The sequence below is a fragment of the Thalassococcus halodurans genome, assembly GCF_900108225.1.
Taxonomy (GTDB): domain Bacteria; phylum Pseudomonadota; class Alphaproteobacteria; order Rhodobacterales; family Rhodobacteraceae; genus Thalassococcus; species Thalassococcus halodurans.
Genome location: NZ_FNUZ01000002.1, coordinates 223,369 through 237,347 on the forward strand (window position 1 = coordinate 223,369; position 13,979 = coordinate 237,347).

At 57.3% G+C, this 13,979-nt stretch carries 14 protein-coding genes; 6 read left to right on the forward strand and 8 right to left on the reverse strand.

The window, feature by feature from the left end; genetic code table 11:
* Positions 1-35: 35 nt before the first annotated feature.
* Genes C4S59_RS06085 through C4S59_RS06095 form a run of 3 tightly spaced genes read left to right on the forward strand, consistent with a single transcriptional unit; the run spans position 36 to position 2,123 of the window.
* The gene (locus C4S59_RS06085; RefSeq protein WP_103909598.1) at positions 36-719 is read left to right on the forward strand and encodes a molecular chaperone DjiA; all 684 of its coding nucleotides are present in this window, start codon (positions 36-38) and stop codon (positions 717-719) included.
* A 10-nt stretch (positions 720-729) separates the two neighbouring features.
* A complete protein-coding gene (locus C4S59_RS06090) occupies positions 730-1,731 on the forward strand; it encodes an endonuclease/exonuclease/phosphatase family protein (protein WP_103909599.1) in 1,002 nt (333 codons plus the stop codon).
* A gap of 38 nt (positions 1,732-1,769) precedes the next feature.
* On the forward strand, positions 1,770-2,123 hold the full coding sequence (locus C4S59_RS06095; protein ID WP_103909600.1) for a hypothetical protein: 354 nt from the start codon (positions 1,770-1,772) through the stop codon (positions 2,121-2,123).
* On the opposite strand, the gene C4S59_RS06100 is transcribed toward C4S59_RS06095, so the two are convergent.
* The 5 genes from C4S59_RS06100 to C4S59_RS06120 form a co-directional block, all read right to left on the reverse strand.
* On the reverse strand, positions 2,120-3,664 hold the full coding sequence (locus tag C4S59_RS06100) for a Ppx/GppA family phosphatase (RefSeq protein ID WP_103909601.1): 1,545 nt from the start codon (positions 3,662-3,664) through the stop codon (positions 2,120-2,122). The two genes, C4S59_RS06095 and C4S59_RS06100, sit on opposite strands and share 4 nt — an antisense overlap.
* 76 nt (positions 3,665-3,740) lie before the next feature.
* Complete coding sequence (locus C4S59_RS06105; RefSeq protein ID WP_103909602.1) at positions 3,741-5,918, reverse strand: RNA degradosome polyphosphate kinase; 2,178 nt, start codon at positions 5,916-5,918, stop codon at positions 3,741-3,743.
* Between the two features lie 44 nt (positions 5,919-5,962).
* Complete coding sequence (locus C4S59_RS06110) at positions 5,963-6,652, reverse strand: P-loop NTPase family protein (protein ID WP_103909603.1); 690 nt, start codon at positions 6,650-6,652, stop codon at positions 5,963-5,965.
* The gene (locus C4S59_RS06115) at positions 6,652-7,722 is read right to left on the reverse strand and encodes an AI-2E family transporter (RefSeq protein WP_103909604.1); all 1,071 of its coding nucleotides are present in this window, start codon (positions 7,720-7,722) and stop codon (positions 6,652-6,654) included. Before C4S59_RS06115 ends, C4S59_RS06110 begins: the two co-directional genes overlap by 1 nt.
* Positions 7,723-7,776: 54 nt before the next feature.
* Positions 7,777-8,253 (reverse strand): DM13 domain-containing protein, encoded by a 477-nt coding sequence (locus C4S59_RS06120; protein WP_234994697.1) that lies wholly within the window; start codon positions 8,251-8,253, stop codon positions 7,777-7,779.
* Positions 8,254-8,415: 162 nt separating this feature from the next.
* Here C4S59_RS06120 and proS point away from each other — a divergent pair, with 162 nt between their 5' ends.
* Positions 8,416-9,753, forward strand: a complete 1,338-nt coding sequence (gene proS, locus C4S59_RS06125) for a proline--tRNA ligase (protein ID WP_103909606.1) — start codon at positions 8,416-8,418, stop codon at positions 9,751-9,753.
* 25 nt (positions 9,754-9,778) lie between these two features.
* On the opposite strand, the gene C4S59_RS06130 is transcribed toward proS, so the two are convergent.
* Positions 9,779-10,060, reverse strand: coding sequence for a DUF1330 domain-containing protein (locus C4S59_RS06130; RefSeq protein WP_103909607.1), 282 nt, complete (start codon positions 10,058-10,060; stop codon positions 9,779-9,781).
* Positions 10,061-10,155: 95 nt separating this feature from the next.
* Between C4S59_RS06130 and C4S59_RS06135 the strand changes: the two genes are divergently transcribed.
* Both C4S59_RS06135 and C4S59_RS06140 read left to right on the forward strand, forming a co-directional pair.
* Positions 10,156-11,028: a LysR family transcriptional regulator gene (locus C4S59_RS06135; protein WP_103910293.1), complete on the forward strand. Its 873-nt coding sequence runs from the start codon at positions 10,156-10,158 to the stop codon at positions 11,026-11,028.
* A gap of 67 nt (positions 11,029-11,095) precedes the next feature.
* Positions 11,096-11,602 carry a DUF2937 family protein gene (locus C4S59_RS06140; RefSeq protein WP_103909608.1) on the forward strand — a complete coding sequence of 169 codons (507 nt, stop codon included), beginning with the start codon at positions 11,096-11,098 and terminating at the stop codon, positions 11,600-11,602.
* Here C4S59_RS06140 and glmM read toward each other — a convergent pair.
* Positions 11,599-12,945, reverse strand: a complete 1,347-nt coding sequence (glmM, locus tag C4S59_RS06145) for a phosphoglucosamine mutase (protein ID WP_103909609.1) — start codon at positions 12,943-12,945, stop codon at positions 11,599-11,601. The genes C4S59_RS06140 and glmM overlap by 4 nt on opposite strands.
* Complete coding sequence (gene folP, locus C4S59_RS06150; protein WP_103910294.1) at positions 12,935-13,957, reverse strand: dihydropteroate synthase; 1,023 nt, start codon at positions 13,955-13,957, stop codon at positions 12,935-12,937. The genes glmM and folP overlap by 11 nt, the downstream gene beginning before the upstream one ends.
* Positions 13,958-13,979 lie beyond the last annotated feature (22 nt).

Genomic DNA, 13,979 nt, shown 5'->3' on the forward strand with positions numbered 1-13,979 from the left:
CTGACAACCGTGGGCTGATGGCGTAAAGAATGGGCATGTCGATCTGGTCTCGCATATCCGATGCTCTGTCCGCGCTTGCCAAAGGCGAAGGGCTGTCTCAGGTGTTCGAACGCCTGAAAACCCCGCCTGAAAAGTCGGTGGCCTTTACGATTGCGGTGATTGCCCTGTCAGCGAAGATGGCCAAAGCCGACGGCCTCGTGACCCGATCCGAAGTCATGGCCTTCCGCGAGGTGTTCCACATCGCACCCGAGGATGAGGCCGGTGCAGCACGGGTGTTCAACCTTGCCCGTCAGGACGTGGCTGGCTTCGAAGAGTATGCCAAACGTATCCGCGCCATGTTCCAGACCGACCAAAGCGTGCTGATCGACTTGATGGAGGGGCTGTTCCACATCGCGATGGCGGACGGCACCTATCATCCGAACGAGGACAGTTTCCTTGAACGCGTCGCCGAAATTTTCGATCTGACCGAACGCCAGTTCGCGGGGCTGCGCTGCCGATTTGTGCCTGATGCCAAGCCTGATCCCTTCAATGTGCTGGGCGTTACACCGGACACCCCGATTGATGAGATCAAACAGAAATGGCGGCGGTTGGTTGTAGAAAGCCACCCTGACCAGATGATCGCCCGGGGCGTTCCGGAAGAGGCGATCAAGATGTCGGAAAAGCGCCTGATCGCGATCAATAATGCGTGGGAAGAAATCTCGTCCCGCCACGCGGCCTAAGGAATGAAACATGCGGTTGGTCACCTATAACGTCGAATGGTTTGATGCGCTTTTCGACGATGATGGCAATCTGCTGGAAGATCAGGAATGGAGCGCGCGGCGCAATATCACGCGGCGCGAACAGTTGGATGCGTTGGGTTTGGTGTTCCAACGGTTGGATGCCGACGCGATCATGATCATCGAAGCACCGGATACGAACCGGCGTCGGTCTACGGAAAAGGCCTTGGTGAATTTCGCGGACCGTTATGGGCTGCGGGCGACATCGGCGATTACGGGCTTTCCGAACACCACCCAGCAGGAAATCGCGCTGCTTTATAACCCGGACGTTGTGACGCCCGTGCATGCCCCACAAGAAAGCGAAGATGCGCCGCGCTTTGATCAGACCTTTGGGATCGATCTGGATATCGACGCAACCAAGGACGAGGTGACCTTTTCAAAACCGCCTTTGGAATTGTCGGTGCGGCACGTGTCCGGGCCCGAATTCTACATGCTGGGCATCCACATGAAGTCAAAGGCTCCACACGGGGCCCGCGGCCGTGACGAGGTGATGCGCATGTCCATTGCCAACCGTCGTAAACAATTGGCGCAGGCGATCTGGCTTCGGCGCAGGATCGAAAGCCTGTTGGCTACAGGGCAGGATGTGATTGCGCTTGGTGATTTGAACGATGGTCCGGGGCTGGATGAGTTCGAGGAACTGTTTGGACGATCGTCGCTGGAAATTATCCAAGGCAACGGTGGGACCGAACTTTATGATCCGCACGCTGCGCAAATTCTGCAATCACCCGTAAACGCCCGCCCGTCGACCGCGCGTTTCTTTATAGCGCCGCAGAAACGGTATCTGTCGGCCTTGCTGGATTACATTCTGGTCAGCCCTAACCTGAGGGCCAAAGCACAAGACTGGCGTATCTGGCATCCGTTTGATGACACCGATTGCTACTATGACGAAGTGCTGCGCGACGCCCTCTTAACCGCGTCTGACCATTTCCCCGTATCGGTCGATTTGCAACTTTGACCCTTTGGGAATGGCGCTGGCCTACCTATATTCCTGTCATGAAACAGACAGCCACAGCCCTTCTGATCGCTCTTAGCCTCTCGTCTCCGGTTGCCGCCGAGGAAGAGAACGACGGTTTTTCGTTGATGGAGCGGGGGATGGAATTGTTTTTTCGCGGGATGATTTCGGAAATCGATCCAGCTCTGGAAGAGCTTAAGAAGTTCATGGATGACGCGGGCCCCGCCGTTCACAACTTCATGCTGGAGATGGGGCCGCGATTGGGGGCCATTCTGGACGAGGTCGAAGACTGGTCCGTCTATGAAGCACCCGAGATGCTTCCGAACGGCGATATCATTATCCGTCGCAAACCGGATGCGCCCAAACCGCTCGAGGATGGCGAGATCGAGCTTTAGATGATCTTGACGTCGTAGGTTGCTTCCAACGCACTCGCCAATGATTTGAACCGCGCCTCGGCCACCTCACCAAACAGCGCTTCGGCGTCTTTGCTGAGCTTCAGCAGCAAATGCTTTTTACGCGGCTGCCAGACCAGCGATGCGCCTTTGGTCATGTCTTCGGACATCCAGAGCATGGCGCCGAACCGCATGGCTTTGCCGAGGATTTCAGCCTGACGCACACCCTGTTCGTCAATCAGTTGAAGTAGCTCGTCAAAGCGGGTGTTGTCGCGTTTGTTCTTATATCGATGAAGCAACGCTAGCCCAAGGAACAGACGTTCGCGGTGCTTTAGTCCACCAAGGTTCGCGCGGGTTGCGTTGTCAAAACAGATATCGGCCCGATAGTCAGGGTGGGCGCGCCAGCTGACGTCATGCATCAGGCAGGCGGCTTTGACCAACCGCAGGATGGTGATGTCTGATTTCGCAAATAGTGGGCGCACAAAGTCATACAGGTTTTTGCCAAAACCGGGCATGCGCGCGTCTTTGGCTTCTGCGAACCGCGCCGCCTCGATCAGCGGATCACGTTCGCGCAGCATGTCGGGCATTTGTTCGTACAGAAGACCTTCACGGATACCATAGCTGGACAGGGCGATGTCTTCGGGTTGGAACGTCTGGATCAGACGTTTTAGAACTTCAGCGGCCAAAGGAACAAGCGCCATACGCGTCGAGGATATGCCGCATTTGGCGCGAAGCTCTTCCAGATCGGAATTCGCGATAAACTTCAGGGTTTCGCGCACCTGCTTTTTCGACATGCGGTATTCATGCAGAACGTGAAGCGGATAGCCGCGCCGTTCCATATCAATGCGGGCGATTGCGCGCCAGCTGCCGCCCACAAGGAAAAGACGGTCGCGTTGTTCACCCAGTTCCTGGGCAAGGCCTTCGACGACCTCTTTGATATAGGCCTCGCGGGCCTTTTTACCGCCCTGGATATCTTTCAGTTTCAGCGGGCCAAGCGCGGACGTCCGGCATTTGCCGACCTTACCATCGGCCAGTTCGGCCAGCTCCATCGACGATCCGCCGATGTCACAGATCATGCCATAGCAACCGGGCCATCCCAGCAGAACGCCCTGCGCCGAAAGGCGGGCTTCTTCTTCGCCGTCGATGACCCAGATTTTGATGCCTGTGGCTTTCAGAACGTCGTCGCAAAAATCGGGGCCGTCAGTGGCCTCACGCACGGCCGCAGTGGCGACAGCGGTCAGCGGCGCGGCGCCCATGCTTTCGGCCAGTTTGTGGAACCGTTTCATCGCCGACAGGGCGCGCTTGCGTCCTTCCGGGTTCAGGCGCCCGCTTTCGGACATGCCCGCGCCAAGGCCGCACATGATTTTTTCGTTGTAGAAATACGCAGGTGATCGCGCCGCGCCATCAAACACCACCAAACGAACCGAGTTCGATCCGATGTCCACAACTCCCACACGCGACAGGGCGCGTACTTTGGGGTCTTCGAACAAGGGACGCCCGAAGGGGCCATAGTCATGGGCTTCGGGGGAGGTGTCATGTGCCATAAAGTGCTCCGGCGTGACGACGTCTGTATACCGGTGTGAACCAGTCATCCCCATAGGTCAAGCAAGTGAGCCATGCTTATGCGTCATGTGTGTGCGTCAGTTTAGGAACATCAGCAGCACCCGCCGATCCGCGCCCGGATAGGGACGGGTTTTCCATAAAGAACCTATGGCAACTGAACGCGAATTCGCCCTCGGGGATTGGATCGCGGGTGAACTTTCCGTCGGCATCCATGACCCAGCTTTGGGCCACATCGGCAAGGTTTGCGGCCATGATCTGGCTAACGATCTGCGCCTTGACCGTGTCATTCTTGATCTCGATCAGCGTTTCCACGCGACGGTTTAGGTTGCGTCCCATCCAGTCTGCCGAGGAAATGAACACTTTGGCCTTGCTATGAGGCAGGCCGTGACCGTTACCGAAGCAAGCGATCCGGCTGTGTTCAAGGAAGCGGCCCACGATGGATTTCACGCGAATGTTTTCAGACAAGCCTTTGACACCCGGGCGAATTCCGCAAATGCCACGAATGACCAGATCAATCTGAACGCCGGCCTGGCTGGCCTCGTATAGCGCGTCGATCATATCCGGTTCGATCAAGGAATTCAGTTTGGCCCAAATCTTTGCAGGACGACCGGCGCGGGCGTGTTCGGCTTCGGCGCGGATCATATCCAGCAGTTTGGGTTTCAACGTGTGCGGTGACAGCGACAGGTTTTCCAACCCTTCGGGTAACGCATAGCCCGAGATGTAGTTGAACAGCTTCGACCCGTCGCGGCCCAACTGGGCGTCGCAGGTAAAAAAGCTAAGGTCGGTGTAAATCTTGGCGGTAATCGGATGGTAGTTGCCGGTGCCGAAGTGGGAATAGGTCACCAGTTTGTCGCCTTCACGGCGGACGACCGTTGCGATCTTGGCGTGGGTTTTCCAATCGACAAACCCGTAGACGACATGCGCGCCAGAGCGTTCCAGACGTCGCGACTGACGGATGTTCGCGGCCTCATCAAACCGCGCCTTCAACTCGACCAGTGCAGTGACCGATTTGCCTTCCTCTGCGGCCTCACACAGCGCCTCGACGATCGGGGAATTGCGCGAGGTGCGATAAAGCATGTTCTTGATCGCCACCACGTTCGGGTCGACAGCCGCCTGTTTCAGGAAGCGGACCACCATATCGAATGTCTCGTAGGGGTGGTGCAGCAGCATGTCTTTCTGGCGGATCGCGGCGAACATATCGCCGTCATGGTCCTGCACACGTTCAGGCACGCGCGGCGTGAATGTGGGCCACAGCAGGTCAGGGCGTTCGTCCAGCACCAGTTCTTTGGTGTCGACGATGCCGATCATGCCATCCAGTTCGATCACCTCATCGTCACGCACGCCCAGTTCGTCCATGACGATGGATTTCAGCGCTTCGGGTGCACCGGCAGAAACCGTTAGACGCACGACCTCACCACGGCGACGGCGCTTTAGCGCGACTTCGAATTCGCGCACCAGATCTTCGGCTTCTTCTTCGACTTCAAGGTCGCTGTCACGCAGGACCCGGAAGGAGAAGTGGTCTTTGACCTGATAGCCCGGGAACAGGCTGTCGATATGCAACAACAGCAGTTCTTCAAGAAACAGAACACGATGGCCGTCGCCTTCGGTCGGTAGTTTCACAAAGCGGTCGATCTGCGCGGGAATAGGCAGAACCGCCTGCAGCGATTTCTTGTTCTTTCCGCGCTCCAGTTGCAGGGCAAGGCAGTAGCCAAGGTTCGCAATGAACGGGAAGGGGTGCGCGGGGTCGATGGCCAAAGGCGAAAGGACCGGAAACACCTGATCCAGAAATGCCTCTTTCAGATAGGCGCGGTCTGCATCGGTGATATCGTGGCGCGATAGGATCTGAATGCCTTCGCGGGCCATTTCCTCTTTCAAAGTCGCGAAAATGCGCTGTTGGCTTTGCATCAATTCACGCGCGTTTTCGTTGATCTTGACCAACTGCTGCGCTGGCGTCAGCCCGTCGGCGGCGGCCGTGGTGTTGCCAGCCATTGCGAGTTCGCGCAGACCGGCCACGCGGACGTTGTAGAATTCGTCAAGATTGGACGCCGAAATAGACAGGAACCGCACGCGCTCAAGCAGGGGAACCTTCTGGTTCTCGGCCTCTTCCAAAACACGCCAGTTGAAACTCAGCCAGCTGAGTTCGCGGTTCAGAAAACGGTCCGGACCGGTCAGGTCCAATTCGGGACGTTTCACCGGCTTCGGGCGCGGGGCTTCTAGAAAATCTGCTTTGTACATAAGCACGTTATCCTTATGCACCGTAACGGTTCTATGAAGAAGCGCTAGGGATGCTCTTCGCTAATGTCTAGGCCCTTCAACACCTTGCTGGCAAGGGCGCGTGTGACTCCGCGGGGCGTGCCAAGTGCCGCACTATCCAGCAATTCGACAATCCGATCGGCGGCATCGAACGAGCGGTCCATATAGCGAACCAGATAGGGAATGACATCAGGCATGGGGACAATCTGGCGATCTGTAAACAGCTTATTCAAAACGGCCGCCAGCAGTTGATCATCCGGCTTTTCAAGCTGCGCCACGTCCGTGCCCATCATGCGGCTTTTCAGATCGGGAATGCGCAAATCCCAATGCATCGGCGGCTTCTGGGCCGACAGCAGCAGCGAATGGCCTTCGCTTAGGACCATGTTGTGCAGATGAAATAGCGCTTCTTCCGCGTCGCGGTTGCCTGCGATCTGATCCACATCTTCAACGCAGACAGAGGTCTGTGCCAAGGCAGGAATAGGCAGATGGGGCAGGGCCTCGGCAGGCACGATCTCGGCCTGTGCTTCGTTTTTCCAGACATGACACAGGTGCGTCTTGCCGGATTTCGCCGGACCGGTCAGGATCATTTTCCGCGATGGCCAATCCCGCCAACGGTCCACTTGGGCCACGGCCAGCGCATTGGCATCACTGACAAAAAAGTCGCGTCGGCCCAGTGCGGTACGCACGGGCAGGTCAAGCCGGAGTTGTGTGCTCATTAGTCCGTCTCGGTGTCAGGGGATTTGCCGGTATAAAGGCGGCTGTGTTTGTATTTCTGCACAAGGAAGCGTGCGATCACACCCAAAGCCGCCGCAATCGGAACGGCAACCAGAAGGCCGACAAAGCCGAAGGTCGTGCCGAAAACCGACATGCCCAGCAGCAGCCAGACAGGGTGCAGCCCAACGCTATCCCCCACCAGTTTGGGCGTCAGGAAGTTGCCTTCGATGAATTGACCGGACTGGAAGATCGCCCAAACCGCGATGATCCAGATCCATTCGCCCCAGAACTGGAACATGGCAAGACCGACGGCAAGGATGCCGCCGACAATGGCGCCGACATAGGGAATGAATGTCAGAATGCCGGCGATAACGCCCACGACCAAGCCGAACTGCAGCCCGACCAGCATCAGCGCAGCAGCGTAGTAGACGCCAAGGATCAGACAGACCGTTCCCATCCCGCGCACAAATGCCGACATGGTTTTGTCGATCTCACGCGCCAGTTGGCGGATCACGGGGGCATGTTCGCGCGGCAAAAGTTCATCCACGCGCTCAACCATGTTGTCCCAATCGACCAACAGATAGACGGCCACAACAGGCACGATCACAAACAGCAGGATGATGTTCAAAAGCGACGCAGCCGAGGTCAGCGCGGTTTGCACCAGCTCGCCACCGCGATCCTTGATCGTGTCTCCGATGCTGGTCAGCGTTTCGCGGACAACACCGTCTTCAGCCATGATGTTGGGGAAACGGAACGACAGGAATGTTTGCAGATCGCGTAACAGGTCGGGCGCCACGTTGATCAACTGGCCGGTTTGTTTGATCAGCGTCGGGATCACCAGCAGAGCCAGCAATACGAAAATCAGAAGCGCGGCAATGGTGATGATGCCGGTGGCTAACCCACGGGAAAAGCCCATTGCTTCAAGCCGGTCTGCAATCGGGTCCAGACAGTAGGCAATGGCAGCGCCAACCAGAAAGGGCAGAAGCACGTCACCAAGATACCAAAGGGTCACGGCGAAAATGATCGCGGCGATCCCCCAATATTTCAGCTGTTCGCGGACTGTCAGAGCCATGAAATAATCCTGTAAGTTTCTTGATTTATCGCCCAACCTCGCCGCGTACGCAAGTTACGGCTGGCGGTAAATGGCTGATGTAATGAACTCTTCAAATGCTTCGCACCAGATCAGGACACCAACGTAATCTTCCGTGGCGATGCCGGCGGGGATGTCCAATGCAAATCCGTTAAAGCTATCGACCTGTCCAATCATGGCCGATGCCCCTTTGATGGCCTGAAATTCCGCTTCGTTCTCGGCGCGCTCAGGGATCAGATACAGGCGGTAATCCGGCCCGGGTGCCAGTTTGCCGTCATGGACAATTTGCGTATCGGTCACGCGGATTGCGCCTTCGCCCCAATGCAGAAAGTCGCTTCCTTTCAGATCGCGGCTGAACCGGCCTGAAAAACGCGCGTTTTCTGCAGAGCTTTGCAAGACGTCCTGTGCAGGAGCAGGCGGCTGGGTCAAAATCGGAAGCGTGTAAAGGCCAAGCGCAAATCCGATCAACAGCGTCAAACCATGTGTGATCAGCCGGAATACTGCCTTCATCATTAATCTGTCCCCGAATTGCGCCGCTCAGGGGTGCGACGCGTTTGAAATATAGGTCTTTGGCATACGAATACGTTTCAACAATATGAATCCATTCGCGGTCTCTTGCCAAGACCTCTGACTTGTCCCATGAACGCTAGCAACACCAGTCACAGGAGGCCCACCATGCGCCTTAGCCGCTATTTTCTTCCGGTTCTGAAAGAGAACCCCGCCGAAGCTCAGATCGTCAGCCACCGTCTGATGCTGCGTGCGGGCATGATCAAACAGTCGTCCGCGGGGATCTATTCGTGGCTGCCGTTGGGCTACAAGGTTCTGAAGAACATCGAAAAGATCGTTCATGAAGAGCAGGTCAAAGCAGGGCACATCCCGATGCTGATGCCGACGCTGCAATCGGCTGATCTGTGGCGCGAAAGCGGACGTTATGATGACTACGGTCAGGAAATGCTGCGCATCAAGGATCGTCATGATCGCGACATGTTGTACGGTCCGACCAACGAAGAACTGATCACAGATATCTTCCGCAGCCACGTGAACAGCTACAAAGACCTGCCGCTGACGCTCTATCACATCCAGTGGAAGTTCCGCGACGAAGTACGCCCGCGTTTCGGTGTGATGCGTGGCCGCGAATTCCTTATGAAGGACGGGTATAACTTTGACCTGACCAAGGAAGATGCTCTGCACGCCTACAACCGCCATCTGGTGACCTACCTGCGCACGTACGAGCGCATGGGCCTACAAGCGATCCCGATGCGTGCGGATGGGGGCCCGATTGGCGGCGACTACACACACGAATTCCTTGTTCTGGCGGAAACCGGTGAATCCGAGGTCTTCTATGACAGCGAAATCACCGACCTGAAGTTCGGCAGCCGTGACATCGATTTCGACAGCGTCGAAGAGTGTCAGGCAGTGCTGGAAGAGTTCACGTCGCGCTATGCCCGCACGGATGAAACCCACGACGAAGCGGTGTTTAACGAAGTGCCCGAGGAACGTCGCCGCACCGCACGCGGTATCGAGGTTGGCCAAATTTTCTACTTCGGCACCAAGTACTCCGAAGCCATGAACGCAACCGTCGTGGACAACGAAGGCAATAAAGTGCCTGTTCACATGGGCTCGCACGGTATCGGTGTGTCCCGCCTGTTGGGCGCGATCATCGAAGCGTCCCATGACGAAAACGGCATTATCTGGCCGGAAGGCGTGACGCCGTTCCACTGTGGCATCGTGAACCTGAAGCAGGGCGATGCCGAAGCGGACGCAGCCTGTGATGCGCTTTATAAATCGCTGACAGCACTTGGTCTTGAGCCGCTCTATGACGATCGCAACGAACGCGCTGGCGGCAAGTTCGCAACGATGGACCTGATCGGTCTGCCGTGGCGCATTACTGTTGGTCCTCGTGGTCTGAAAAACGGTGTCGTCGAATTGACCTCGCGCCGCACGGGCGAAAGCGAAGAGCTACCGCCGGAACAGGCCGTCGAAAAGATCGCCCAGATTTACGCATCGCTGTAAGAGGCGGCTCTGGACGATCCCAAAATCAGCCGATCAACGTGATCCGGCAATGGCCTGACGCCTGACGCAATGCGTGGGTGTCGGCCAGTTCCGGATCATTGATCCAACCCAGTGCGGCCTCGCGATCCGGAAACGACAGCAATACGGCACGCCCCGGTGCATCGCCCGGACCCTCTAACAGGGTTGGCTCGGTCGACATAGCTGCCGGTTTGGCCCCGTATTTTGCCAATGCCTCGCCAGCCTTTTCACCGTATTTGGCAAAGCTGTCCGGATTGGTGACGGTTAATTCTACAAACGCGTAAATCATTGGAAGTCCTCTGCTTGTGTGTGACCGCAAGCTAGTTTGGCACGTGGTGCGAGAAAATGTGTGCTTTCGCGTTTGCCTTATGCGAAAACGTGCAGATGGACGCACATTGGGATGATCTGAAAACCGCATTGGCGTTGGTTCGCCACGGCACGCTCAGCGGGGCTGCTGATGCTTTGGGCGTGACATACACAACCGTTTCGCGTCGCATTTCCAGACTGGAAGAGTCGCTGGGGCAGGTGTTGTTCGAACGTCTGGCTGACGGCTATCGCCCGACAGATGCTGCCCAACTGATCGCTGCGAAAGCCGCGGAAATGGAAGTGTCGCAGGACAGCCTGTTCCGCCAACTATCGGCACAAGACGGGCGGTTAAGCGGCAAACTGACCGTCACTGCGCCCCAGCTGTTGATCGCCCATGTTATTGCACCGGCCTTGCGCATCTTTCGTGAAAAATACCCATTGATCGATCTGCATGTTCTGGCAACCAATGACCGCCTTGATTTGTCTCGGCGCGAGGCTGATGTGGCCATCCGTGTCAGCAACGCGCCCGGCGATAGCCTGAAGGGGTTGCGCCTGACCGGTCAGGACTCGGCCAGTTTTGCCACTCAGGAATGGGCGGACCGGATCGCGGAAGGGCCCGACGCGCCGCTTGATTGGATCTTGTTTTCCGGGCACTCGGACCTGCCAAAAACGGTGCGCGAAGGTTGGCCGAATTCCAAGGTGTGCTACCGCTTTGACGATATGATCGCCATTGGCGGTGCCGCGCAAGAAGGGCTGGGAATCGCGCGTATGCCTATGTTTTTAGGCCGTAAATTGCAGGGTCTGGTTCAAGTGCCGTGCATCCCGCCGCAGACTTACGCAGACCTGTGGTTGGTGGCCCATGCCGATGTCTGGGCAGGATCGCGCGTATCCGCGTTTCGCGATGTGATTGTCCCCTACCTGCGCGAACACAGGGCGCTTTTTGTGGCCTAATCTCTAGATTGATGCGGCTCGCGCTTGGCTGTGCTAAACTTCCCTCAAAACAAGATCGAGGTTGGGCATGATAGCGCGCACATTGGTGTTGGTCGCGGGGTTCGGCGGTGCCGTCGGGTTTTCGCAATTTCCCGAGTTTTCACAGCAGTACACGCAGCGTCTGGGTGGAACGGTGGATGAATTACAGCGCGTCGTGGCGGAATTCGATGCGGACGCCGCCAAACTGAACCTGACACGGGATGAAGCGATTGATCAATTGTCGCAAGGTGGCGCGTTCGGTGCGGCCCGTGCCGACAGCATGAGCGCGAATTTCCAAAGGTTGTCAGACCTGTCGGCTGACCTGAATGCATTGCAAGGGGCAGGGCCCTTTACCCGCGCAAGCCTGCTGCCACATCTCACGGACCCTGTTCTGATGGAACGGACATGGGACAGTTATAAACCGGCGGTGCCGGTAACCTTCGAAGGCGGTACATTCGCCGCTCTAGGTTTTGGGATAGGGGCCTTTATGCTGGCCATCCTCAACGGGTTTTCCCGTCGGATAGGGCGGCTCTTTCGCCGCCCCAAACCTGCTTAAGCTGCTGAAGACGCGATTTCAGCGACAATCCCGTCGACCACCTGTTCCAGCAACCCTTCGTCTTCGCATTCCGCCATCACGCGGATCAGGGGCTCGGTTCCGGATTTGCGGATCAACAAACGGCCTTTGCCGGTCAGCTGAGCCTCTGCCTCGGCGATCGAGGCTTTGACCGCCGCAACTTCAAGCGGGGTCTGGCCGGTTTCAAACCGAACGTTTTTCAAAAGCTGAGGCACGGGCTCAAAGCTTTGCGTCAGTTCCGAGGCCTTGCTGTTTGTCCGGACCATTTCCGCAAGGAATTGCAGACCCGCCATCAGCCCGTCACCCGTGGTCGCATAGTCGGTCATCACGATGTGACCCGACTGTTCGCCACCCAGATTGAAGCCATTTTTACGCATAGATTCAACAACATAGCGGTCGCCTACGCCGGTGCGTACCAGATTCAATCCGCGTCCCTGAAGGAACCGTTCCAAACCAAGGTTCGACATGACAGTGGCCACCAATGTGCCTTTGGCCAAGCGGTCTTCTTCCGCCCAACGGGCGGCCATCAGCGCCATGATCTGATCACCGTCAGCGACTTTGCCGGTCTCATCGATGATGATGACGCGGTCCGCGTCGCCGTCCAGGCAGATGCCAAGATCCGCGCCATGGGCGACCACAGTTTCCGCCGCAGATTGGGGTTTGGTCGAGCCACAGTTGTCGTTGATGTTCTTGCCGTTGGGCGTCACGCCCACAGCGATCACTTCTGCGCCAAGCTCCCAAAGAACCTCGGGGGCTGCGCGATAGGCCGCACCATTGGCGCAGTCGATCACGATCTTCATCCCGTCCAGACGCATTCCTGTGGGGAACGATCCTTTGACCCGTTCCTGATACCGGAAACGGCCATCGTCAATCCGTTGCGCACGGCCGATATTGCCAGCGTCGGCCGGCCGGACGCCTTCTTCGATCAGGGCTTCGATTTCTGCTTCTGCATCGTCCGACAATTTAAAGCCGTCGGGGCCAAAGAATTTGATGCCGTTGTCGTCAGCCGGATTGTGCGAGGCTGAAATCATGATGCCCAGATCGGCGCGCATCGACGGGGTTAGAAGGCCCACGGCTGGCGTAGGAACAGGGCCAAGCAGCAAAACATTCATGCCGGTGGACGTCAGACCAGCGGTCAACGCGTTTTCGAACATGTAGCCGGACAGCCGCGTATCCTTGCCAATGACCACACGGTGCACTCCACCGTGTTCGTTGCGGAAATAGCGTCCGGCCGCTGCGCCGATCATCACGGCCATTTCCACCGTCATCGGGAAAATATTTGCCGTACCACGGACGCCATCCGTGCCAAAAAGTTTACGCGACATCAAAATGTCCTCTCGTCACTGCCAGGTGCAGGTCTAATGCCTGTTTGGTTTCACTTACATCATGGACGCGCAGGATTTGAATACCCTGAGCCACCGCCGCCAACGCGACAGCAATAGATCCAGGAGCGCGTTTGTCCGCCTCGGGGGCATTGCCGATAGTTCCGATGAACCGCTTGCGCGAAACGCCCAGAAGAATTGGGCACCCCAAGCCATGAAAAATGCTGATGTTTTGCAAAAGCGCAAGGTTGTGGGCCTGCGTCTTGCCAAAGCCGATACCGGGATCGACGATAATCTTACCGCGGTCGAGGCCGAGGTTGACCAGTCGATCCACCTTGCTTTCAAGTGCGTCATACACATCCAGCACGACATCACTGTAGCGAGGGTCGTTTTGCATGGTTTCCGGTGTGCCCTGCGCGTGCATTACACAGATAGGCAGATCGAATTCAACGCAAAGGTCTGCCATGGCCGGATCGAAATCCAGACCGGATACATCATTCAGTACTGTCGCCCCGTCCAGAATGGCAGCGCGCGCCACCATGGATTTACGGGTGTCGATGGAAATCGCAGACAGCCCTTCTGCGGTCAGGCGGGCGATCACAGGGGCCGTGCGGCGGATTTCTTCTTCGTCTGGCACAAATTCTGCGCCGGGGCGGGTGGACTCGCCCCCGATATCCAGAAAATCGGCGCCTTCTGCCGACAACAACTGCGCATGCGCCACTGCGCGCTCGGCATCGTTGTGGCGACCGCCATCGGAAAAGCTGTCAGGTGTGACGTTCACGATGCCCATGATCGACGGCACGTCCATAGAAACGCCGGCAACGGGCGGGCGGCGGGCTGTCAGGCGGTGCAATACGTCAGCAGGAACGTCCTTCGCCGCGACAATGGCGCGATCGCCATCGCGTGAAAGCCGTTCTGCACGATCAAACCATAGGTATTCACTTCCCGCGACGGGGGCGGCTTCTGCCGGTTTGGCAGGGTCGTGTGAAACGATGGGACGATAGTAGACTGTCATGGCCTGTGATTGCGCCATGACG